Here is a 20,615-nt window from a genome sequence, read left to right as displayed (position 1 = left end):
CCGTAAACTAGAAGCCCACAAAAACCGCAACTGCAATGCTAGCTGGCCCACGCCCTCCACTGTTGCTTGCGGCTCGCGAGTTTCATGATTTTGGCGGCGCCGCTCTGCCGGTAATCCCTCGAGGTGAAAGCGACCCTGATCGTCGAGGGCGAGGAGGAGGCTGTTGGCGATCATGATCGGTGCGCAAGCGCTGAATCGGCTGCCAAAAGGCTCTCTGGCATAGACCACCAATGGACGCGGGCTCTTTTGCGAGATGGGCACGCAAACTGGCTAGATTAGCTCAGTGTCGCCTCCCGCTCTCCGAGGCTGTAACCGCCGCTAGATGAAAATACAGGTGCACTTCGGCAGCGCCACGCCCAAAATCAGCGAGCTCGCATCCTTGGACTCAGAGCCAAGTGCCGCCGAACAATCCCACAGCGCTTTCAGCAAACCCATCCGAAGATCGGAATTCAATGGTGTCCGAATGCGAGTGCTCGGAAGATCGCGCGAAGGACCCACAGAAGCCTCCAGATTCTCCAGTCCGAACTCATCGAAATACTGAAAGGCGCTTCAGTTTTCTGAAATCGACGACTCCCGCCTACATGGCAAGATCCACACGAGCCTTTAGATAAAAGACTACTAATCTCAGTAGGTTCGTTGTCCGTGGTTCTCAGATAAGTGAGCTGGGGTCATTTTGGGAGACACGCGCAGACAAGCGTGCTTGTTCATTGAACCACCTGCGAAGGAGACGACCATGGGTGAAGTCATCGGCAATTCTCATATTATGCAGGCCTTCGAAGTCCTGGAATCAAACGTCCGCTTATACTCGCGTTCGTTTCCGGTTTCTTTCAGTCGCGCGCGGGGCTCTACGATGTTTACAGAGGATGGTCGAAAGATCATTGACTTTGTCTCTGGTGCTGGCGCGCTGAACTACGGCCACAACAATTATGAGATCAAAGCGGCTATTGCGGAGTATCTGGCGTCGGACGCCGTAATCCACGGGCTTGACATGGCCACTCCTGCAAAGCTCGATTTTATGGAGACCTTCAACTCTGTCATACTGCGGGAACGGGGGCTGCAATATCGGTTCCAATTCACGGGGCCAACAGGCGCTAATGCTGTCGAGGCAGCCTTGAAGCTCTCACGTAAGGTAACAGGACGTCAAAATATCATTTCATTCACACACGGATATCATGGCCTGAGTTTAGGAGCGATTGCAGCGAGCGGCAATCGCTTTCATCGCGCAGCCAGCGGCATTTCCTTGTCTGGCGCAACTTTCATGCCGTATGATGGCTATCTTGGGCCCGCCGTTGATACGGCTCAATACCTACAAAAAATGTTGCTGGACAAGAGCAGTGGCATCGATCTTCCAGCTGCCATTCTTGTCGAAACTGTGCAGGGAGAAGGGGGTATAAACGTCGCTCGGAAGGAATGGTTGCAATCAATTCAAGCCATAGCAAAAGACGCCGGCGCTCTTTTTATAGTTGACGATATCCAAATGGGCTGCGGTCGCACTGGCGAATTCTTTAGCTTCGAATTCGCAGGGTTATCGCCAGATATTGTCGTAATGTCGAAATCGCTGAGTGGCTACGGTCTGCCGTTATCATTGTTGCTGATCAAGCGAGCGGTCGACGCATGGCGACCAGGGGAACACACCAGCACGTTTCGAGGAAATAACCTTGCGCTTGTATCTGCCACCGCAGCTATAAATACTTATTGGCGCAGCCGGACGTTCTCGCAGGGCGTTCAGCGCATGGGAGAACTTATGCGGAGCCGACTTGAAGCCATTGCATCCGAGCATGGAAATAGTTTTGCTGTTAGAGGACGGGGCATGGCATTGGGGTTCGATTGCCAAATGGTCGAATTAGCAGAGGCTACGACACGCAAAGCATTTGAAAAGGGATTGATCGTCGTACGATGCGGACCCAACGATCAAGTCATAAAATTTTTACCTGCACTCACAATTGACCATGAGACATTAAATCAAGGAATTGAGATGTTTGAGGAATCTTTGGTCGAAACACTGAGATAGCTAGCAGTCTGCTGAAATCCTTCACCGATGTGAGCGTTTGCTGAGTCAATCAATCGCCTGCGAATCGGCTGAGGGATTTTGGGTGACGAGGTGATCAGGCGGCGCGGTTCGCCCGCACTTGGATGACCTCGATGCCGTCATTAAATTTGCACCTGCGATGACCTTGGGCAACTGATTTGTTCCTTTGAGCCGCCGCCAGGCCTTTGACGCTGCGATCACCAGCTTGAACACCATCAGCATGGCGGTGGTCGGCGACAACGAGCCCTTCGTTCGCACCGTCCTGTGCCGCACGGTGGCGAACACGCTCTTGATGGGATTGGTCGTGCGCAAGTGATCCCAATGCTCGCCAGGAAAGTCAGTACGCATCCGGCGTAGGCCGCATCCTGATTGGATTATTCTGGCTGCCAGCGCTTGAGCCAGGTCGGATTTTCTTTGTACATGCGGACGAGCTCGATCAGGTTTTCGATACCGAAGTCGGTGAACGCTTGGATGCCATCTTCTCCGACGCCATAGACCCAGATGACGCCGTCCTCGATCTCCATTTCGTTGGCGACGTCCCGCAGCCAGTCTTCGTCCTCGCCGAGGTCCGCGGCCACACGGGCAATGGTGGTGACGTGATGAACCTTGTTGACGTGCGTGGTCATGCTGCTTGAGCGGAGATCGTTGCGGTCGGTGGCGTCCAATTCCAGGGCAGCAATTCGTCCAGCCGATGAGCCGGATGGGCGGCGATGCGAGCAAGGATATCTTTAAGCCAGGCTTGCGGGTCGACGCCGTTTATTTTGCAGGTGACGATCAGGCTGTACATTGCCGCGGCCCGTCGTCCCCCGCGATCGGATCCGCAGAACAGCCAGGATTTACGGCCAAGAGCGATGCCTCTTAGGCCTCTTTCGGCGGCGTTGTTGGAGAGGCACACACGTCCGTCCTCAAGGAACAGGGTGAAGCTCGCCCAGCGCTTCAGAATGTAGTTGAACGCCTTGGTCAAGTCGTGGCCCCGGGAGAGCTTGGCGAGTTGTTCGCGCATATAGACCTGAAGATCCTCGACCAGGGGTCGGCTCAACGTCTGCCGCACCTCCAGGCGCTCCTCGGCACTCTTGCCATTGACGGAGCGCTCGATCTCAAACAGCGCATCGATCCGACGCACCACCTCGATCGCGATCGGAGACAGAGGGATTTCCTTTTTGCCGGCAGCCTTGCGCCGCGCATTCTCTTCGATATCGGCCATGGCGAAGAACGGGCGCCGCGCATGGACCCAGCACGCAGCTTCCCGGATCGGTCCGGGATGGCGTCCCGCCAGATAGAGTTGATTATATCCGTCATAGGCGTCGGCCTGCAGGATGCCGGCATACCCCGCCAGATGCGCCCGAGGATGCTCACCTCTGCGGTCGCGTGAGTAATAGAACATCGCCGCCGGTGGGCCCACACCGCCAAAGGGCCGATCGTCCCGGACGTAGATCCAGCACCGTCCCGTGTCGGTCTTTCCCTTGGCCAGCACCGGCACGGTCGTATCATCAGCGTGAAGACGCTCGGCCGCCATGACATGGGCCTCGACCAGGCGCAGCAAGGGATCGAGTGCCGTACAGACCGATCCCACGGCGTCGGCCATGGTCGACAGCGCGATTGGCACCCCTTCCAGAGCGTAGCGCTCGGCCTGGCGGTTCAGCGGCTGATGTTGGCCGAACTTCTCGAACATGATCATGGCCAACAGGCTCGGGCCGGCCCATCCTCGTGCGACGGCATGGAATGGCGCTGGCGCCTGGCTGATCTTCTCGCAGTCACGGCAGGAGAACTTCTCCCGCACCGTCTCGATCACCTTCCACTGGCGCAGCACCGTTTCCAGCGTCCGGGTCACGTCCTCACCGAGCTTGCGCAGGCGATTGCCGCCGCAGCATTCGCAAGCGGTCGGCGGATCGATCACCACCCGTTCGCGTGGGAGATGCTCGGGGAACGTCTGGCGCTCGGCGCGCTGGCGCGTAAATCCGCGCACCGTCGTCGTCTTGGCGACAGCCCGTTCCGCCGCAAGCTCGTCCTCGGTGGCGTCGGCTTGAAGCTCCTCGAACGTTAGCGCCAACTGGTCGATCAACCGCGACGAACGCTCCGAGCGCTGTCCGTAGATCTGACGCTCGAGCTTGGCGATCCTAAGCTGCTGCTGCGCGATCAGCGCGCTGTCTTCCGAGGCTTTTGCGCGGGCGACCGCGAGTTCTGCCGCGATCTCCAGGGCCTTCGCACGCTCGAGCGCCAACGCCTCTTTCAAGGCAGCAATGTCATCCGGAATCGCTTCGTGCTCAGCATCCATGCGACGCAGTGAATCACAGATTGGATGCGTTGTGATTCCCCAAAGTGGCCGGCACCCCGCAAATTTCTTTGCTCAGCCCGCGCTCTCTGGCCGCCACGTTAGTTGAGGATTCCTCCAGTCGATTCCTTCCAGCATATAGGCCATCTGCGCCGCCGAGATCGACACCGCGCCGGCCGACGCTGAGGGCCAGATGAACTTGCCGCGGTCCAGGCGTTTGGCGTAGAGCGACATGCCCAACCCATCGTGCCAGAGGATCTTGACCAGATCGCCGCGACGACCCCGGAAGATATAGAGATCGCCGGCATGAGGATCGCGCTTCAAGCTCTCCTGAACCGCAAGAGCCAGGCTTTGCATCCCACGGCGCATGTCGGTGTGGCCAGTGGCGATCCAGACCCGGACGCCGCTCGGGATCGGGATCATCGCCGCCTCAGGAGCTCAAGGACCCGCTGCAGCGCCTCGGTGTCCACGTCACGGTCAACGCGCACGCGACAGCCGCCAAGTTCGATCTCGATTATTCCGGCCCTTGCGCGCTGCGCAGGAGGCGAAGATGACGGCAGCGGTGCGCACGCCGATGCCGGAGCCGGCGTGGATGTGATCTCGACGGGAACAAGAGCCGGCATAGCCTCGCCGCCTAGACCGCCCTGGCGCGCCTGCCGACGCCAGGTGAACAGCAGGCTCTGAGCCATTCCATGCCGGCGCGCAACGCCGCACACAGTCTCGCCAGCTTGCAAGGTCTCCTCAACCAGACGAACCTTCTCGTCGTAATTCCATCGGCGCCGACGCTCGGCACCCAGCACCTTGACCTGCATTCGCCACATGACCTTAAGGCTAGACTTAAGGTCACATCCTCAGAAACGCCGCCGAACTCCACAAGGCGGCCGTCGCCGGAGGGAGACGAAAGTCATAGAAGGCCAGCAGCGCGTCGCGATCCTTCATCAGGCATTCGACCTCCCGGCCGTACTTGGCGCGGAATTTCTCAGTGAAGACATCGATCGCCACTTCGGCGGAAGCCCGGTTCGGCGCCCAATGGACCTCGTGCAAATCCTCCTTCATGGTGGCCTGCACCGAGCGGGACTTTGTCCAGGACGTTCACGGCCTTGGGCCCCCAGCAGCGCTGGTGCCACGTCCCGGGAAAGATCTCGTCTAGCACCTTCCACAACTCGAGCGCACCGTCACCAACGGCAATTTGCGGAGCGATCTGCAACTCGCGCTGCTTGACGTTGATCAGCAGCTCGCGCCAGCTCTGCGCGCTTTCCCGCACGCCGACCTGAAAGCCGATCAGTTCCTTCTTGCTTTCGGGTGTCGCGCCGATCAGCACCAGCATGCATTCGCCGTGATCCTCCATGCGGGCCTGTAGGAAGACGCCGGCGGCCCACACGTAGACGTACCGCCGCGCCGACAAAGCGCGCCTCCGCCAAGCGTTCATACTCGCCCTGCCACTCGGCTGTCAGCCGCGAAATCACCGCCGGCGACAGGTTCGGCGCGTCCTTGCTCAGCAGGCCGTCAGCGCCTCCTGGAAATTGCCGATCGAAATGCCGCGCAGGTAAAGCACCGGCAACAGCGCTTCCAGACTCCTGCTCCGCCGCGCGCACAGCGGCAGGATCGCCGAGCTGAACCGGACCCACTCGCCTTCATGGGCTGCCCCGCGGTCCCGAATCTTCGCCCGCGCCACCTCGACCGCGCCGATGCCGGTCGCAATCGGTCGCGCCCGGCCCTAACCATGCCGCACGACACGAGCGCGGCCGTCGGCAAGCTTCAAATCATTCACCGCGGCAAGAAATGTCTCGACTTCGACCTCGACGGCCTGCGCCAGAAGCTGCCGCGCACCAGCGCGCAGAATATTGGTCAGTGGATCATCGATCTCGTCGGGCTGACGAAGCTGGAAAATGTTGCTAGTCTTGTTGATGGCGTATCGCTCTCTTTGAGAGATTCTGGCAGGCTCGACACCGCCTCGATACGCCGCCTATCTCATGCCGTCATCACCCACTTTCCCACATAGCTCTACTCGGCGACCCAATTGGCCAGCTTGGCGCGGGCGTCGTCGAGATCGGAGAACATGGCTTCGTGCATCCGGCCAGTGAAGCTCTCGATGAAGCCGTTCTGCATCGGCTTTCTCAGCGCGATGAAGTGGCAGTCGATGACTGTGCCCTTGCTCGAAGTGCCAGCATGGCATTGCACGTGAACTCGGTGCCATGCGTCGCCCTCCGAAGCCACCAAACGAGTAGTTCCCGTTTCGAGAGAGTGGACCTAAAAAGCGCTGCGAGTGCGCTCCTGCCGGTCGGATTTGCGACCACTGTCCGGTTTCTGACGGTGCCACAAATCTTTGTCAGATTCAAAACGCCTACCCGGCAGCCCTGACCGCAATTTTTGAACGCGTAGTCAGCCACTTATTGGGCGAGGAGCAAGCTGGCACGGTGGTTGCTGCTAGGATCCAGCAACACTCACTGAAGCTCAGTTGTTATCCCAATGCCCGGGTTTTCCGCCTCCCCGCATAAGAAAGGACCAGCGATGTCCGCCGACCTACTTTACCTGTCGAATGCCGATATCCAACATCTGCAAATTTCGCCTCGGGAGGCGCGTGAGGCAATTATTGCGGCTTTTCGCGACAATGCGGAAGGCCGCAACGTCGGCTTGCCAAAGTCGGCCATCAACATCGGCCCGGACTCGTGGTTGTTGTCGATGAGTTCGGCATCCGAGGCCAAGGGTCTCGGGACAATGAAAATGGTGGCGATCGTTCCGGTGGAAGGGAATCAAACCAGGCCGAGAGTTAACGGCTTGGTATCTGTGAGCGATTACGAAACGGGGGTACCCATCGCGGTTCTTGATGGGAACTCCGTCACGCTAATAAGGACAGCGGCGATATCAACGGCGGCGGCCGTCTATCTCGCACCTCAGGCACCCGTTACCATTGGTTTGATCGGCTGCGGCTTGCAGGCGCTTAGCCACCTCGATTCGTTTGTCGATCTGTTCCCGTCTCTGCGCAGAGTCTATCTCTTAAGTCGGAGCGTCAGCTCCGCCGAGAGAATTGCGACTGCTGCCTCCGAAAAACAGCTCGACCCGATCATAGCGAACGATCCTGATGCACTATTGAGCGAAAGCGAGATCGTGGTCTCAATGATTCCGAGCTCGCACGGATTGAAACCGTTTCTGGACGCTCGATCGCTGCCGCGCTCGTCATTTGCCTCGGCTATCGATAGCGGCAGGAGTTGGCGGCCGGAGACGCTCACCGCGTTCGACAGATTTGTTACAGACAGTTTGGAGCAATCCAAGTCGCCGGTAGACGCATCAGAACGACGCGTCGACTCCGTAAGTTATGAAGATGACCTTGTGCACCTTGCTTCCGGTTCGTCGCGGCCTCGTCCACGAATAAGGGCTTTTTTCGGCTTTCAAGGCTTCGTAATAGCAGATCTGGCGCTCGCGGAATTGGCAATCCGAAAAGCCCGGGCTTTTGGGATAGGAACGATTCTGCCTCGGTGAGGCTAGAGCCAAGGGCGCGATGAGTTGCCCGGCTGAAGAAACACGAGAGTCATATGAAGCGAGTCACCAGCATCTTACTCTTCCAGCATGTCCCGAAAGAGATATAAGCTTTCTATAGTGTCGAATTTCGTAAGCATGTCTCGATCGCACGAGCCGCTCCAATCAGGACTCGAACTTATCGAAATCTCTGGGCATACCGCTATCCAACCAAGCGTGAGAATTGGATTTGAGGCTTGAGCAGCTAATTCAGCCCAGGAACAAATGCGCTTCTTGCCAGATCAAAGGTGCTCGCGCTCCGGGAACGGCTGTCGACAAAGCCGAACGGGCAGTGGCTCCGCACGTTCGGTGCTCAAATACGTAAAACGGACAATTTGTGATAGAGGAGAAAAGAACGATGTCTGACGTATTCGGAACTCTCGATTTGTCGCTCGATCCAGATGAGGAACGGCGCGCGCAGCGCCTACATCGGGACGCGATCATCGTCGACACAACACATCAGGGCCCCTGTGGCAAACGGGCCTTCACTGAGGAGATGATCAATGTTTTAGAAACGCAGTATGCTGAACATCGCGATTCTTCGCGAGCACTTAAGGAAACCTGGACGATGCCGGTCCGACTCGCGCTCGAGGGACGGTTTCCTGCACTTGAGCAGACTTGGCGGGAGTCCGGACTGACCGTTACCAGCAAGGAAGTCTGGTGGAAGGACAGCAACTCCGCGCTCGCTTCGTTTTCCTTCCTGCAGAAACAATTTGATTCGTTCCCTTGGCTCCGAAAAATCCTCGTTGCAGATGACTTTGCAAAGGTGAAGAAGGAAGGGCTACTTGGATCTTTCATCAGCAGCCAAGGCTCTGACGCTCTAGGAAAGGACATTACTCGCCTGGAGGCATATCATGACATGGGCATGAGAATGCTTCAGTTGACGTACAATTCGGTCAACTATATCGGCGGAGGTTGCATGGACCGCACGGACTGCGGAGTAACATCATTTGGCAAGTCTTTCATCGATCACATGAATGGCATCGGTATGATCGTTGACATTAGCCACTGCGGGCGATCAACTACCGTTGATGCGTGCAAGATCTCCTCAAAGCCAGTAGTAGCATCGCACAGCGGTTGTTGTTCGGTATGTGAAGCGCCCCGTAACAAGACCGATGAAGAAATAAAGTACATCGCCGACAAAGGGGGGTATATGGGGATATACTGCCTGCCGAACTTTTTGACACACGCGGAGCAGCCAACAGTCGAGCATGTGCTCGATCATATCGACTATGTATCGGACCTCGTCGGCTGGCAGCATGTCGGGATCGGGTCGGACTTTCCCTTTGCTGCGCCTGACGAGTGGGGGAACGCTCGCCTAGCTGAGAATCTGCTCGCATCGGGGTTCACTTCCAAGGATGGCTTCGCAAACCCAAAAGCGTTGAAGGGTTTCGATGACTATCGCGACTTTCCAAATATAACGCGCGGGCTGGTTTCGCGCGGGTATAGTGATGAGCAAATTCGGGGCATTCTCGGCATTAATTTCATTCGGGTGTTTCGACAGGTGTGTGGGTGAGGGCAGGCCGTCGACACACTCCAAGCGGGTCCGAAGCGGAAGTTTGAGGAGCCTGTTTCACCGGAACGACAGCTTCAACGAACGCCGCAACCCACAGGAGAGGCGATGCGGCAGCAGTCAACCGGTTCGTGGACACCCATTCCGAAAGCTGCAGGATGACGTCGCAAGTCGACGCACACTGCGAACGAGGAGAATTTGGCTGAAGCAACAGTTCGTGACGAGCATTTAACGACTACCTGGTTTCGAATAGTTTCAGTACCTCGTCACTGTGGCGAAGGTGATTCTGACCTGGACGATAGTGTTGAGACAAAACCGGCTCACGTTGGGTACACCTGACGGAGGATGCAAAGGCGGGCGACCGAGAGGTTGGTGATCATCAAGTGTCGCTTCCGTCGAATCGACGCCTTGTTCAACAAAGCCGGATCTCGTCGGACCGTCGCCCGATCGAGAAAGTCACCGAGGCAATGTTCCAGCGCTCGATCGGCGTACATCTCGCTCGAACCCTCTGGACAACGCAGGCAGCTATCGCCGGCATGAAGCGGCGAAGCTTCGGCGGTGTCGCCCCACATTTTCCTGATTCCAATCCCAGCGAGAACGCCTTAATCAAGCTGACGACGCTCTCATACGATGACGTCGAGGGATCTGCCGACGGGGTTTGGGATCACTCATCGTCGCTCTCACGCCAAGCAAATAGCGACAATTTCGCCACCGCAGGATAAATGCAAGCTGACCGAAAATGGTCCGCATGACACGGTTGTTACGTCTCGTAATCGCATGACACGGTTGATGGGGCACACTCTCAGCGCTGGTAGGTAGCGTGCATCGTGGGCCTAGTTTATTGTGCACCGAATATTCGGTAGATCAATAGCGCTGCTTCATTAGAAGCCTAGCCGAGGCGACTTCGTCATGACAGTCAAAATCATGAAGTTCGGCGGCTCTTCGTTTCGTGAAGCGCACCACTACCGGTCCGTTTCTGCGCACATAATGGACAGACTCGTCACTGACGCGGATCAAATTGTTGTCGTAGTTAGTGCAATGTACGGCGCAACTGATTCATTAAAAGAACTGGCATTATCTGTAAATGAACGATGCGAAGGTGCGGCATTGGGCACTGTCCTCACGACAGGGGAGATTGTTTCGGTCGGCTTACTTGAGGCTGCGTTGAAGAGATATTCGGTTCCGGTATCATCACTGTTTGGGTATTCGTTGGGAATCCAAACATCCTCGGGAGCCACGCGATCGTGCATCGAAAATATTGATAAATCGCCACTTCGTGCTGCTCTGCAGGCTAGCCGGATCGTGATAGTGGCCGGCGCACAGGGCGTAGATAAGGGCGGGCGCCTCTCAATGCTTGGCCGCAATAGTTCGGATTTGACCGCTGTGGTGGCGGCTGACATCGTGGGAAGTAGTTCGTGTGAAATCTATTCAGACGTGTGCGGCATCTACACGTCAGACCCGTACCTAGTGAATGGAGCGAGGCTCGTTCCGAAAATTTCTTACGCTAGTGTCAATCGTATGGCGCGCCGCGGGGCTCGAGTCGTTCACTCTGGAGCCGTTGAGTACGCTTCGACCCGTGGAATTGTGATCTCGTGTAAATCGCTGGTGCCGCGGGAGATTGTCGGAACAGTAGTAGGCAGCATAGGAGATGCTGCTACTGTTGTGATAGATAGATCAGCTAAAAAGGTAAAATTCAAAAGTCTTTTTGTACTTCAGGTAGCATTAGCCCTCCTCGACACGCTCGACATCACGTGGGTCGAGGTAGATCAAGATAAAGGATACGACATCTATTTAAGCCATGACGTAGACTTTGCTCTCAATGAGTTGGTACGAGAAGGGATCAAGCCTCTGTATGTTTCGAACATAGTTTTAGTAACTGAGATTAGTAGCGGCAGACAAAGGACATACGAATTCGAGGATCTTGAATCTGCCGTCTCTTGCGCTCGAACGGTACATGCGACTCTTTACCCTGCGGAGGAGGCTGCTCGACCCTCTCACTGATCACTGCGATATCGATCGACAGTATCGCCAACAAGAGTTGGCGCTTCAAGAGCTTCGTTGCTCATCAGGGTCTGCTGATCCAACCTATTGATCTACTCAAGGAGCCGCCCAGGGTGTCAAGTTCGACGTCGTGTGAGCGAGGATCAGGGGTGAACGCTGATACATGCCAACACGGCTTCCTCAAATATCGAAGCGATATTCTTCACCAAATCAGGTAGTGCCTCGATGCTCATTAATGGGTGTACTGTACAAGCAACTACTGACTTGCCGATAGCTTATCTCAGCTCATCACGATAGCATCAGGTGCAGCAATGCAAAACCTAGTTAATCCGTTGCAGGTCTCACGCTTTCTTCAAGTATATGATGATGCCGCCGCCCAAAAAGGCATCAAGCTTTCGATCGGATTCGATTTTCATGAGTATGTCTCGATCACACGGGCCACTCCAACAAAGCCGCCGACATATCCAAACTTCCGACCAGATCGCTCGCTAATTAGACCAGGTGAGGGATATTGTATCATTGGCGTCGACAAGAATAACGAGGTCGCGCTTTTATCGGCTGCTCGACTGTATGACCTTTCGCTCAGCAACTTTGCGGAACATCTTCAATCCCTAAAGGCGTTTTACGCTGACCCCATCGTGCATGCACATCCACAGGATCGTTGCACTTGCATAGCGCCAAGCGCGAAGAAGATGACCGGAAAAGTAGCTTACCACGGGGATTTTTGGGTGCGCAGAGACTTTAGGGGGCAGGGTATGACCAGGATCGAGGCAGGAATAGCACACGCCGTGTCGTTTGCCATGTGGTCTCCTGACTTCATATGTGCGCTCGTAGGGAGCTGGTTACTGGATAAGGGTCTCTCCGAAATGCCGCATTATGAACCGGGGGGGTCGATTTTAAAGCTGGTGGAAGAGGGTATTGCGGACGACGATTCGCTTAATTGGATAACCGGCGAGGAGTTGAGGAGCCGTGTTAATCGTCACGATGAAAGAGAGCAGATATCAGCTACCAGATCTCCACCCATATGACCGAGCGGTACCTAAACCTTGGTCCGCAGCCGCGCAAATGCTGGCGGCAGGAATTCGGTGACAATCGGCGAGCGTTTGCCATGGCCGCCCGCCAACAATGCCGCGCCCCCGGATACGTCGCGAGTAAAACTAGAGCGGGACCCGGAGCCGCTCTATATCGAGTGGGCATGGCAGCCATCTGTTCGGGTGTCGCTGGCCGCCGGTATCTCGACCTCAATTCCACTTCGCGCCGTTGATTCATCGTCACAGTTTCGCTTCAGTGTGGAAGCGCTAACCCATCACCTCGAGCGCGGCAGTTGCTTCGCAAATCCGAGAGGGCGAGATCAAACCCGCCGAAGGCCTTGAGTCCGGATCCGGTTGATCGTGTTCGCTTCCTTGCTCCGGGACTGAGGCCCTGCTGTTTGCGAAGGGCTGCGCGGGCCTTCACCAGAAATTGCCACGCTCGTGGCGCCTTTCATAGTACGCGTCCGGTGAAGCTTTCAATTACCCACATTTAGCCTAGAGGGCTGAGGGAGCGCACCAACTATTGCATCGCAAGAATCGACCGTGATTCCTTGTCTGGCAGCGATTCGCAGGTGGCGGTGCCAATGGACGAAGAAGCCGACGCATGGTTTGATTGCGAGCTCGCTGGCTGCAGCCTTGCCGACGAGCGCCTGAATAAGCGTCTCGCGGTCTGCGGCATCCTGATGCACTCGAGCCTGGCGGTGACGACCGAAGGGCTGCCGCTTGGACTGACGGCCGTCAAATTCTGAACCCGGAAGAAATTCAAGGGGACCGCCGCGCTTAAGAAGAAGATCAATCCGACGCGCGTTCCCATCGAGAAGAAGGAGAGCATTCGGTGGCTGGACAATGTTCGGCAATCCACGGAGCTGCTGGGCGATTCGGGACGATGCGTTCACGTCGGGGATCGCGAGAGCGACATCTATGAGCTGTTCTGCGCGGCTCGAGACGCTGGAACGCATTTCGTGATTAGGACTTGCGTTGACCGTTTGGCTGGGGATGGAAATCACGCGATCGCCGACGAAATGGACGAGGTGGCCGTCAAAGGACGGCATTGCATCGACGTCAGAAACAACAACGGCGATCCCGATGAAGCCGTCCTCGAGATCAGATATCGCAAGCTTCGCGTCCTGCCGCCGATCGGAAAGCAGAAGCGCTATCCCGCGCTGACCTTGACGGTGATCCATGCCGAAGAACGCGTGACGCCGAAGAATAGAAAGAAAATCGAGTGGAAGCTGATCACAAATCTGCCTGTTAGCTCCCGCACCGACGCCATTGAGAAGCTCGAATGGTATGCTTTGAGATGGAAGATCGAGGTATTCCATAAGATCCTCAAATCAGGCTGCAAAGCTGAGGAGTCAAAGCTCAGGACCGCCCAGCGTCTGACCAATCTGATCTCGCTCTTTTGCATCCTGAGTTGGCGGGTCTTTTGGATGACGATGCTCAACCGCGTCGTGCGGGTCTAGAGATGCTTGGAAACATTTTTTGGGACGGGATTGATCAAGCCATCTCAAGCCGAGCCGCGTTCCAGTGGGGTGGCGGTACACCGAGAAGAGAGGCTCGCGGTTCATTTCGTGTCCGAGTACGACAGTTCCTATGTCGCCCGAGATGCGCCGCATTCCCAGCGTTGACCATGTCTCCAAGTCTTAACCTGTCCTGAGTTCGCTCCGGGCATCGTTATATCGGGCAGCATCCAACAAATGACATGAACCGCGTCTCGTTTGACATTTCATCTCGCAGCGACCCCTTCAAGCTTCGAGAAAGTTCTGCATGAAAAGGATTCTCTCGCCGTTGTCGCGAACACGAATTGGCGATGGACGCCGTCACAAGGTCAGGCGGCTTCGCGAAATCCAAAGAGTAACGGAATGCTTTATTGTCCTACATCCCGGGGTATGCGTGCGCTTCTGTCCGAAGAACGCACCTCACGTCTGGAACCCGCGAAATCCTGTTTGGAGCGCGACATCGCGCCCTCAAAAACTGTCGGCGTTTCGTCGGGTCGTACTGGCATAGATCCTGCTCCGCCCTCGCTAGGAGAAAGCTAGGAGGACGCCATGCCAGTCGAGAGTCCGCTTCCCATTGTCTTCAGCCACGCGAGAATTTGCGTATCTTTCTACTGCAATCTTCATTGCGAGCACTGCTATGTTCCCGAAGAGTATCGAGATCAGTACAAGCGGCTTTTGGAGCCATCACAACTGTCTATCGAGGAGATGACAGAGTTCGTCGACGTTCTCGTCGACAAATATTCCCTGAGAAAAGTGTCTTTGACGGGTGGCGAGCCGCTTCTCAACCGCGTGTTTCCGCGCACGGCAGCCGTGATGGCCCATGCGAGCAAGCTCGGCGTTCACGTACAACTGAACACAGGAGGTCTCGGCCAGGTGCCAATTTATGACGTCGCCTCGTTCTTTGACGATCGCGAGAAGCTGACGTTCCAGTTCAGCTTTGACGGTGCGGAGCGAAACACGGTGGACCGCTTCCGGGGCAAGGCGGGGGTTTACGATTCTGCGCTCCGGCAGATGGCTGAGGCGGCCAATTGCGGGGCCTTGGTGCAGGCCAGGATGACTGCCAACCGGCACAACATCGGTGAGGCGCTTGACGCCTACCGGCTCCTGTCGTCAATCGGCGTCTACTCCTTCAGGGTCAAGCCGATGTTCGCCTCGGGCGTTGCCCTCGGCAATGAGGATGCGCTCTTGGGATCGGCTGACGAAATTCGAGAGCTGCAAGAAGCCCTGATGGAGATTGCTGCGCAGCCCAGCTCTGCGCAACTTGAACTGCCGCCGCCGATTTTCGTCGATACCTCGCAGCCGCGGCCAAACGTCAGATATACCGAATGCGACTGTGGTGCCACCGCGGTCTACCTCTCTACAAACGGCGATTTGTATCCCTGTTCCTTCGTCGTCGGGGATCCCGATAGCCGCGAGTTCCTCCTCGGCAATATCCGATCGCCGGAATTCGACCTGGAGAAGGTTTGGCGTACCTCGCCGGCTCTGAAGAAATTTCGGGCGAACAGCGGCTGCGGCCAATGCCCGAGCCAGGTCGCCCTCCTGAAGAATATCGAGAACCGTGCGCTCGCCTGCGCATGACGTAGCGATCGATGGACTCAAGGCGTCTCCATATCGGCGGTTCTCGGCGTGCGAGGAGGCAGTATCTCACCCTATCAGCATCCGTCAGGTCGACCAAGTGTCTGCCCTCATCGCATCCGAAGTTCTGATTGAGAAAAGTGAGAGAGTATCAGAAGGCATGCGAGGAGATATCATTCTCGTCGGGCTCGGTGCTTATGCCCGGGCGAAATATATTCCTCTGATCGAGGATGCCGTGGCCAGCGGTCGAGCATCGGCCTTCCATGTCGTCGAGCTCGACAGTGCGCGAGACGATGTGGATGCCTTTTTCCGGACCCGCATTTGCAAGCCGGCGAGCCTCTCATGGGTACCCGATCTCCGGCGACGGGCGATCTGGTATTCCGGCCATGGGGAGGACGTCCTGACGGCTCTTGCACGTCCCGGCGCAAAAGTCATCGTCTCGACCGAACCCAAGGCTCATTTGGGCTACCTTCGCGCGGCTCTTGGACTTGGCCTTGATTGCCTGGTCGACAAGCCCGTCGTTCTTCCGATGGGGTCGAATGGACGCCCTACAGCGGACCGTCTGGTTGATGCGGTAGCCGAGCTCAAGGAAATCTGCGATCGGACTGGCGGCCGTTGCGTGGTCATGACGCCGCGCCGCTACAACGCAGTGTATGAATTAATTGGACGCTATGCGCGCCGCGCCTCCCGAAACCTCGGCACGCCGGTCACCTACATCGGTGTCGAGCATCACGCGGGAGTGTGGAACACGGAGGTGGAGATCCTCTCCCGGGAGGACCATCCTTACCGCTACGGCTACGGAATGCTTTGCCATTCCGGTTATCACTACATCGATATTCTCTCCGGTCTGCTGGCTCACAATGAGGACCACTTCGGGAGGCTGGCGGTCGAGCTTGATGTCCACCGGGCGACCGCCGCCGACCAGGTCGGGCAGATTGGCCCGGATCCGGTCCGCAGGCTTCGTGGCGATGCGCCAGGCGCTGCACAGTTTCCGGCGCCACCGTTCTGGGGTGAGACGGATATTGTCTCGTCTGGAGCCGCAAGGCGTCCCGGAAGCCGCGAGACCGTCTGCCTGTTTCGCCTCGACCTTCTGCAGACCAGCGTGTCGTTGCGCAATTGGCGGCAACTGCCGGCCGATATTTACAACAAGAACGGACGGTACGGGTCCGAGACCATTCGCTTGAATATCGGTCCCTTCGCAGCGATCGAGGCCAGGATCTTCAAGCGCCCACAGTTAAGCTTGGAAGGTCATCCGCAACTGCGAAGGGAGGCGCACATCACGGTATGGCGGAATGCCGGCTTCCTCGGAGGCGTAGTTTTACGCGAACGGATTTATCCCGCGCGGGACACGCTTGTCCGAAACGCTGATCTCGGCGCTGGCCGCAAAAGGCTGTTTGACGATTGGCTGGCGGGACGGAGCGACAAGAGTTCCCTTGATTCCCACACCCGAACGATATCGCTCTTTGCTCACTATTTGGCGGCGCTCACGACGGATGGAGCGAACCGAAATCAAGCGACCCCATTGCGCGCCCTCAGCAAAGTGCCGGCATGAATGTCGCCGCTTTGGCTTCAGCGCGCCCTCGGCAGTCTGGGCTTGCAGTGTTCGCCCGGAAGCGATCGACCTTAGCCATCGTTGATCGTGACCGGGAAGGTGGGGCTCTTGGCCGTGCGTACGGCATGTCAGATGTATTTTCCGACCAACTGCGAGACGAATGATGAATGGTGACCGTCACGACGTTCTATTTGACGGGAGCCATCCTCCGCCGAGCGACTACCGCGCGTACAGGCAGTCGGTTCATGCACGGCTTGTCCAGCTGCTTCGGCAGCATCCGGGGTGCCGCTTTCTCGAGATCGGTGTAGGACCGACGTTAAGGCAGGAGCGGTTCAGGGCTATCAGTGAGCTCGGCATCCAGTATGTCGGCTTGGACTTCGAACATGTTTGCGCGGAACGCCGGGCCGATCTGGCGGCGGCCGGCATCGCCGATCGAAACATCACCTTTCTGGGAAATGCGTCAGGAACATACCTTTTCAACCTGATCAGGTTGGCGCGAAGTCGAGAGACTTTCGACGTCATCTATCTCGACGGGAGCCATTCGATCTATGTCGATCTGGCGGCTGCCTTTGCAGCAGTGCGGCTGTTGAGCACCCGGCGCCCTATTCCTTTTCGACGACGTGAGGTTTTGCTTCGGAAAGAGACATTTGGTCCAGTCGACGGCTCAATATGCGGATGCCGATGAGAGCAGGCAATTGACCGAGGATGAGGCCCACGAACCTCACGTCATGATCATCATCCGGGACTATCTGATCCCTTTGTTCAGCTTTGAGGTGGAGCGGTCGTGGTCGGATCCTGATTGGATCGCACTCCGGACGCCCAAATCCGCTCCGTGGATGCGGATTTGATGGTTCTCTCATGATCGAGCTTTTCGATCGACGTCTGCATGGATCGAATCACGACCGACGCCGGAAGGCCCATCATGTTGGGGCGCATCGCTTGCGGTCGCGGTTTGCTTGAAGCCACATCGTACATCCTTCTCCCATCAGCGAATTCGCCCCATAGGTCCGCGTCCGAAGGATGCTCGCCGATCCGAGCTCTCGCTTACGCTTGCACGCATTGTCGGATCTCCGACGATGTCGGACATGAGACGCATCGCTATCAGATTGATCGTGTTGAGTCCCGGTTGGCACGACACATGCACGACTAGCCACAAACGCCTGCGCCAACAACAGGAGATGCCATGATCAGGTTCGCCGCGCAGCGATCACTGAGCGAAAAGCTGCGCTTTCCCGAGTCGATGCGGACGCTGCACGACAGTCGTCATGTGATCGATGGTTCACGCCGTTGATATGTCAGACCGAGCGGTGAGCCGACATGCTGCAACAGGTTATGACATCGCTCGCTGCAGAAGCGGTTGGTGGGACGCAGAGGGCTCGGGCAATCGCACACCGGCGCCTAATGCACAAATGAGGGGAGAAAACATGCTATACAGTCAGGACGAACTTGCTGGGCTCGCTGATAAGTTCCGCTGGGGCCAATCAGCGATTTCGCACATCCTTTCGAAATTCGAAAATGAAGCAGGCCCCCGCACTGCATTTCCTTGCGTTTTCGCGCGCAACACGGTCAAGCGCGGGAATTTGCGTTTCCTCCTCATTCCATACGAACCCGAAAATTCACGGTATGAACTGAGCCTTCTTGCTTCTGGCTTATGCACCTACATTGATCAGATCAATATCGACGCGCTCGACATCAATCACAATCGTTCACTGCTGGTGCTGTTTGAGCCGGTCGCTACCCTCACGACCTCGGACCAATTCAAAAACATATTCATCGAAGCGATGCAGTTTCTACTCGATGAAGATCAGCGACCGTGGCCTTCGCACGTGTCCAAGGATCCCGCGCATCGCACTTGGACGATGTGCTTTCACGGTTGCGAACTCTTCGTGAATGTAAGCCATCCAGCGCATGTTCTCCGCAGAAGCAGAAACATGGGCGCCGGTCTGGCTTTCATTATCAATCCACGAAAGATCTTCGACATTGCTGCACCTGCCAATCAACAAGGCAGCGCCATCACGGCCAAGATCAGACAGAACGTCGACACCTACGATGACGTTGCACACAGTGGGCTGCTGGGATCGTACGTTCTGGGCGAAGCGCAGTGGCCGCAGTACATGATACCCGACAACAATGAGGACGCCCCGCTCGAGTGCCCTCTGCACTTCAAGTGACGGTCAGTACATCAGCGGCGTGGCCGTTCTCGCCGCTTGAACCCTGAGCCTTGAATGTGCAGGACCACGGCTCGCCAATGGCGAACTCAGCGGCGGCGTCGATGACAGCATAGGTTTTGCAGATTAGCTTACCCCTCTCGTTAGCCCGGCGATCGACAGATCGTGTGGCCGGCTATTGCGGGGAGCTCATGCGAGGTCAGCGTGAAACATGGAAGCGAGAGCAAACTCGAGGGACATCTGGGGCTTGCCTCCGGGATTTTACTCATCGTCACAGTCATCATTGGATCCGGGATTCTTGTCCTTCCAGGATTTGTGTTCGAAAACATTGGCCAGGACGGCATTTACGCGTGGGTCGCCTGCGCCTTGCTCTCTGCGCCGATCCTGGCGACGATGGTCCTGTTAGGGGGCGCATATCCCAGTTCCGGAGGTGTTGCATACTATGCCAGGCTGGCTTTTGGCCAATACCCGGAATTGCTGGTGTCATTGCTGTTTCTGGGAGCGACAATGGTGGGCTTGCCATCCATCACGCTGGCGGGGGCTGTCTACCTCCAGAAGCTGACAGGCCCCAGTGTCGACGTCCATCTGCTTGCCGCGTTGCTCATCCTACTGGCTGGCGTCTTTGCCCTGTCCGGTGGCGAGGCACTCCATCGTGGCGTGAAGCTCATCGGCAGTTGGTCGGTCTGTTTTTTGGTAGGCACTCTGTTCGCCCTCATGGTGCTGGCAGCGCGGGCCAAGGGTGTTCAGTTCGATCGACCCGCAAACCTATTGTCCATTGCGAGCCAGATTCCCGTGATCTTCTTCTCCTTCAGCGGTTGGGAGATTGCGACCCATCTAGCTGCAGACTTTCGCAATCCCAAAAGGGATTTTGGTCTGGCGATGCTGTTGGCCTTTGTTGTTGTCTGTGGAGTCTACATTTGCAGCGCAGCGCTCGTCCATGTCGCTGATATAAAATCGAATTTCAGTGCGCCAGTCTTTCAGGCGGCGGCGGAACTTGCACCATCCGCACCAGGCTGGCTGGTTCCCCTGCTAGGCATATCGTTGATCGCCGCGAACCTCTTCGGGTCAGTTGTCGCGATCTCACGGCTCGTTCTGTACCTCTCCGGACGACACGTCCTTCCGGCCTGCCTCGGGCGCTTGCACAATGGTGCACCCCGGACCGGTGTCTATTTCGTGGTTGCATGCTTGCTATTGGTTCTGGCCTGCGACCTGATTGGCTGGCTCGACGTCGAAACGATGTTCAGTCTTGCTGGAATGAATCTTCTTTTCATTTACATGATTTCGGCGCTTGCACTCGTGAGGCTCCGGGGAGGACTGGTCTCGTGGTTCCTCGCTACTCCGATTGTGATTTGCTCTGTCCTGATCATCGCCGGCTTCAGGTCTTCTCACCCTTTTATCGCATCGAGTGCCATCCTTGCATACGTCTTGAGCCGCAACAATCGAACGGAGTTGACCTGAT

At 56.8% G+C, this 20,615-nt stretch carries 18 protein-coding genes and 2 pseudogenes; 13 read left to right on the top strand and 7 right to left on the bottom strand.

Annotation, left to right across the window (positions count from 1 at the left end):
* Window positions 1–763 precede the first annotated feature (763 nt).
* Window positions 764–2,011 carry a diaminobutyrate--2-oxoglutarate transaminase gene (ectB, locus tag JJB99_RS31635; RefSeq protein ID WP_200500382.1) on the top strand — a complete coding sequence of 416 codons (1,248 nt, stop codon included), beginning with the start codon at window positions 764–766 and terminating at the stop codon, window positions 2,009–2,011.
* 94 nt (window positions 2,012–2,105) lie between these two features.
* On the opposite strand, the pseudogene JJB99_RS31630 reads toward ectB, so the two are convergent.
* From JJB99_RS31630 to JJB99_RS31600, 7 genes and pseudogenes are all read right to left on the bottom strand, one after another.
* Window positions 2,106–2,368 (bottom strand): annotated as a pseudogene (locus JJB99_RS31630) (IS256 family transposase); the annotation flags it as partial.
* Between the two features lie 35 nt (window positions 2,369–2,403).
* The gene (locus tag JJB99_RS31625; protein ID WP_200496080.1) at window positions 2,404–2,655 is read right to left on the bottom strand and encodes a hypothetical protein; all 252 of its coding nucleotides are present in this window, start codon (window positions 2,653–2,655) and stop codon (window positions 2,404–2,406) included.
* Complete coding sequence (tnpC, locus tag JJB99_RS31620) at window positions 2,652–4,304, bottom strand: IS66 family transposase (protein WP_200496079.1); 1,653 nt, start codon at window positions 4,302–4,304, stop codon at window positions 2,652–2,654. Before tnpC ends, JJB99_RS31625 begins: the two co-directional genes overlap by 4 nt.
* Before the next feature lie 72 nt (window positions 4,305–4,376).
* Complete coding sequence (gene tnpB / locus JJB99_RS31615; RefSeq protein WP_200496078.1) at window positions 4,377–4,724, bottom strand: IS66 family insertion sequence element accessory protein TnpB; 348 nt, start codon at window positions 4,722–4,724, stop codon at window positions 4,377–4,379.
* Window positions 4,721–5,113, bottom strand: coding sequence for an IS66-like element accessory protein TnpA (gene tnpA, locus JJB99_RS31610; RefSeq protein ID WP_200496077.1), 393 nt, complete (start codon window positions 5,111–5,113; stop codon window positions 4,721–4,723). The genes tnpB and tnpA overlap by 4 nt, the downstream gene beginning before the upstream one ends.
* Window positions 5,114–5,201: 88 nt before the next feature.
* Window positions 5,202–6,210 (bottom strand): annotated as a pseudogene (locus JJB99_RS31605) (IS256 family transposase); the annotation flags it as partial.
* Between the two features lie 95 nt (window positions 6,211–6,305).
* Window positions 6,306–6,482 (bottom strand): integrase core domain-containing protein, encoded by a 177-nt coding sequence (locus JJB99_RS31600; RefSeq protein WP_200496076.1) that lies wholly within the window; start codon window positions 6,480–6,482, stop codon window positions 6,306–6,308.
* Window positions 6,483–6,812: 330 nt separating this feature from the next.
* Here JJB99_RS31600 and JJB99_RS31595 point away from each other — a divergent pair, with 330 nt between their 5' ends.
* From JJB99_RS31595 to JJB99_RS31545, 12 genes are all read left to right on the top strand, one after another.
* On the top strand, window positions 6,813–7,781 hold the full coding sequence (locus JJB99_RS31595) for an ornithine cyclodeaminase family protein (protein ID WP_200496075.1): 969 nt from the start codon (window positions 6,813–6,815) through the stop codon (window positions 7,779–7,781).
* A gap of 394 nt (window positions 7,782–8,175) precedes the next feature.
* Complete coding sequence (locus JJB99_RS31590) at window positions 8,176–9,333, top strand: dipeptidase (protein ID WP_200496074.1); 1,158 nt, start codon at window positions 8,176–8,178, stop codon at window positions 9,331–9,333.
* A 380-nt stretch (window positions 9,334–9,713) separates the two neighbouring features.
* Window positions 9,714–10,052: a hypothetical protein gene (locus JJB99_RS31585; protein ID WP_200496073.1), complete on the top strand. Its 339-nt coding sequence runs from the start codon at window positions 9,714–9,716 to the stop codon at window positions 10,050–10,052.
* 187 nt (window positions 10,053–10,239) lie between these two features.
* Complete coding sequence (locus tag JJB99_RS31580; protein WP_200496072.1) at window positions 10,240–11,331, top strand: uridylate kinase; 1,092 nt, start codon at window positions 10,240–10,242, stop codon at window positions 11,329–11,331.
* Between the two features lie 311 nt (window positions 11,332–11,642).
* The gene (locus tag JJB99_RS31575) at window positions 11,643–12,359 is read left to right on the top strand and encodes a hypothetical protein (protein WP_200496071.1); all 717 of its coding nucleotides are present in this window, start codon (window positions 11,643–11,645) and stop codon (window positions 12,357–12,359) included.
* Window positions 12,360–12,946: 587 nt separating this feature from the next.
* The gene (locus tag JJB99_RS36495) at window positions 12,947–13,111 is read left to right on the top strand and encodes a transposase (RefSeq protein WP_246775058.1); all 165 of its coding nucleotides are present in this window, start codon (window positions 12,947–12,949) and stop codon (window positions 13,109–13,111) included.
* Between the two features lie 42 nt (window positions 13,112–13,153).
* Complete coding sequence (locus tag JJB99_RS31570; RefSeq protein WP_349629029.1) at window positions 13,154–13,825, top strand: IS4 family transposase; 672 nt, start codon at window positions 13,154–13,156, stop codon at window positions 13,823–13,825.
* Window positions 13,826–14,410: 585 nt separating this feature from the next.
* Complete coding sequence (locus tag JJB99_RS31565; RefSeq protein WP_200496070.1) at window positions 14,411–15,439, top strand: radical SAM protein; 1,029 nt, start codon at window positions 14,411–14,413, stop codon at window positions 15,437–15,439.
* 97 nt (window positions 15,440–15,536) lie between these two features.
* Window positions 15,537–16,988 (top strand): hypothetical protein, encoded by a 1,452-nt coding sequence (locus tag JJB99_RS31560; protein ID WP_200496069.1) that lies wholly within the window; start codon window positions 15,537–15,539, stop codon window positions 16,986–16,988.
* 160 nt (window positions 16,989–17,148) lie between these two features.
* Window positions 17,149–17,673: a hypothetical protein gene (locus JJB99_RS31555; RefSeq protein ID WP_200496068.1), complete on the top strand. Its 525-nt coding sequence runs from the start codon at window positions 17,149–17,151 to the stop codon at window positions 17,671–17,673.
* Window positions 17,674–18,412: 739 nt separating this feature from the next.
* Complete coding sequence (locus JJB99_RS31550) at window positions 18,413–19,159, top strand: YqcI/YcgG family protein (protein WP_200496067.1); 747 nt, start codon at window positions 18,413–18,415, stop codon at window positions 19,157–19,159.
* A 201-nt stretch (window positions 19,160–19,360) separates the two neighbouring features.
* A complete protein-coding gene (locus tag JJB99_RS31545; protein ID WP_200496066.1) occupies window positions 19,361–20,614 on the top strand; it encodes an APC family permease in 1,254 nt (417 codons plus the stop codon).
* Window position 20,615: the final 1 nt, after the last annotated feature.

Source organism: Bradyrhizobium diazoefficiens, assembly GCF_016616235.1.
Lineage (GTDB): Bacteria > Pseudomonadota > Alphaproteobacteria > Rhizobiales > Xanthobacteraceae > Bradyrhizobium > Bradyrhizobium diazoefficiens_H.
This window is presented reverse-complemented; position numbering and strand designations above follow the sequence as displayed.

Coding starts and splice junctions, on each gene's coding strand:
- ectB (WP_200500382.1), top strand. CDS start 764: ATGCAGGCCTTCGAAGTCCTGGAATCAAACGTCCGCTTATACTCGCGT.
- JJB99_RS31625 (WP_200496080.1), bottom strand. CDS start 2,655: ATGACCACGCACGTCAACAAGGTTCATCACGTCACCACCATTGCCCGT.
- tnpC (WP_200496079.1), bottom strand. CDS start 4,304: ATGGATGCTGAGCACGAAGCGATTCCGGATGACATTGCTGCCTTGAAA.
- tnpB (WP_200496078.1), bottom strand. CDS start 4,724: ATGATCCCGATCCCGAGCGGCGTCCGGGTCTGGATCGCCACTGGCCAC.
- tnpA (WP_200496077.1), bottom strand. CDS start 5,113: ATGCAGGTCAAGGTGCTGGGTGCCGAGCGTCGGCGCCGATGGAATTAC.
- JJB99_RS31595 (WP_200496075.1), top strand. CDS start 6,813: ATGTCCGCCGACCTACTTTACCTGTCGAATGCCGATATCCAACATCTG.
- JJB99_RS31590 (WP_200496074.1), top strand. CDS start 8,176: ATGTCTGACGTATTCGGAACTCTCGATTTGTCGCTCGATCCAGATGAG.
- JJB99_RS31580 (WP_200496072.1), top strand. CDS start 10,240: ATGACAGTCAAAATCATGAAGTTCGGCGGCTCTTCGTTTCGTGAAGCG.
- JJB99_RS31575 (WP_200496071.1), top strand. CDS start 11,643: ATGCAAAACCTAGTTAATCCGTTGCAGGTCTCACGCTTTCTTCAAGTA.
- JJB99_RS36495 (WP_246775058.1), top strand. CDS start 12,947: ATGGACGAAGAAGCCGACGCATGGTTTGATTGCGAGCTCGCTGGCTGC.
- JJB99_RS31565 (WP_200496070.1), top strand. CDS start 14,411: ATGCCAGTCGAGAGTCCGCTTCCCATTGTCTTCAGCCACGCGAGAATT.
- JJB99_RS31555 (WP_200496068.1), top strand. CDS start 17,149: ATGATGAATGGTGACCGTCACGACGTTCTATTTGACGGGAGCCATCCT.
- JJB99_RS31550 (WP_200496067.1), top strand. CDS start 18,413: ATGCTATACAGTCAGGACGAACTTGCTGGGCTCGCTGATAAGTTCCGC.